This is a genomic window from Vagococcus sp. WN80Y (assembly GCF_059621045.1).
In genome coordinates this window covers 1-1,978 of record NZ_JCAQHY010000003.1, presented here as the reverse complement: position 1 = coordinate 1,978, position 1,978 = coordinate 1, and the positions used below count along the sequence as shown (strand labels likewise).

Below are 1,978 nucleotides of genomic sequence, written 5' to 3'. Positions count from 1 at the left end.
TTCACATAATACTCACCGGTTGGTAAATTCGGCAGATTGATTTCACCAGAGGCAGAGGTTTTCTGATTTTTATATAAAATCGTGGTCCCCTTACTGTCACTGGCAATGTCGAAGAGAGCCCCTGCCAATTTCCTTGTTTTATTCTCACTGTCTACTTTGACAAGTTGAAGCCCGCCTTTTTTGCGTTCGTTAAAGAACGTCACTGTTTCGTCGTTTCCTTTAGTCAGCGTCACTGATTGGATGGCGGGACTTGGCAAGTTGTAATTCGTTGGAGCGACTGTTTCTATTACTGTATAAGTTCCTGCTGATAAGTAGCCGGTTTTGATCGTTCCTCCTGCTGTGGTAGTTCCCCGAGCGACGACTGCTCCTGCGCTATTTTTCACCTCGTAGGTCGCTCCTGCTAGAAGTGCTTTAGTGTCTTTATCCCGCTTTTCTACCACTATCTTCGCTTGTCGATCATTGGCAAATGCTACTTTTCCAATCTCTCCTGTTTTCACAGAGACAGGTTTCGTGGCTGCGGCGCCTTTCAGAACATCATGACCAACGGGGGCGCCTAACTCTGTGACCGTATACTCTCCTGTTGGCAAACTTGGGCTCAGATAAACGCCTGAGGCATTCGTAATGGCAATGGTACTTGGGACAACCGTCACTCCGGCACTATTCTTGATTTCATAAGTGGCTCCTTGAAGGAGCTTACCTGTGTCATCGGTTTTGGTGATTTGAATACTTCCCTTTTGACGCTCATTCTCAAAAGTAACTGTCGGATTACCTCCTTTGGCTACCACAACTGACTGGCTAGCTGGACTCGCCAAGTTATAATTGGTCGGGGCTCCTTTTTCCGTTACTGTATAGGTTCCTGCGGTTAGATACCCTGTTGTATACAAGCCACTTGCATTCGTTATTGCTGTCGTGCTTGGCACAACCACCGTTCCTGCACTGTTCTTGATTTCATACGTGGCATTTGCCAATACAGCCTTGCTTTCTTTATCTACTTTCTTAATCGTCAATTTGCCTTGGCGGTCATTGATAAATTCTACCTTGCCGACTGCTCCCGTTGTGACCGACACTGACTTACTTGCTGCCGCTCCTGTCAATAAGATATGACCGGCTGGCGCTCCTTTTTCCGTCACCGTGTAGCTCCCTGTTGGTAGACTTGGACTTAAGTAAACGCCTGATGCATTGGTTATCGCGGTGGTACTTGGCACAACCACCGTTCCTGCACTATTTTTGATNCCACAACTGACTGGCTAGCTGGACTCGCCAAGTTATAATTGGTCGGGGCTCCTTTTTCCGTTACTGTATAGGTTCCTGCGGTTAGATACCCTGTTGTATACAAGCCACTTGCATTCGTTATTGCTGTCGTACTCGGTACGACCACGGTTCCCGCACTGTTCTTGATTTCATACGTGGCATTCGCTAGTACCGCCTTGCTTTCTTTATCTACTTTCTTAATCGTGAGTTTCCCTTGACGGTCATTCACAAACTCTACCTTGCCGACTGCTCCTGTTGTGACCGACACTGACTTACTCGCTGCTGCTCCCGTTAATAAGATGTGACCCGCTGGCGCTCCTTTTTCCGTCACCGTATAACTGCCCGTTGGTAGACTTGGACTTAAGTAAACGCCTGATGCATTGGTTATCGCGGTGGTACTTGGCACAACCACGGTTCCCGCACTATTTTTAATTTCATAAGTCGCTCCTTGAAGAAGCTTGCCCGCGTCATCTTTTTTCGTGATCTGGATGCTTCCTTTTTGACGCTCATTTTCAAAAGTGACTGTCGGATTGCCTCCTTTGGCTACCACGACTGTCTGAGTTGCGGGACTCGCCAAGTTATAATTAGTTGGGGCTCCTTTTTCCGTTACTGTATAGGTTCCTGCGGTTAGATACCCTGTTGTATACAAGCCACTGGCATTCGTTATTGCTGTCGTACTCGGTACGACCACGGTTCCCGCACTGTTCTTGATTTCATACGTGGCATT

At 47.4% G+C, this 1,978-nt stretch carries 2 protein-coding genes; both read right to left on the bottom strand.

Annotated features, from left to right (window positions below):
* A partial coding sequence (locus AC5KOD_RS01380) for an MSCRAMM family protein (protein ID WP_496912758.1) occupies positions 1–1,205 on the bottom strand: 1,205 nt, incomplete at its 3' end.
* A partial coding sequence (locus AC5KOD_RS01375) for an MSCRAMM family protein (RefSeq protein WP_496912757.1) occupies positions 1,184–1,978 on the bottom strand: 795 nt, incomplete at its 5' end. The genes AC5KOD_RS01380 and AC5KOD_RS01375, both read right to left, overlap by 22 nt.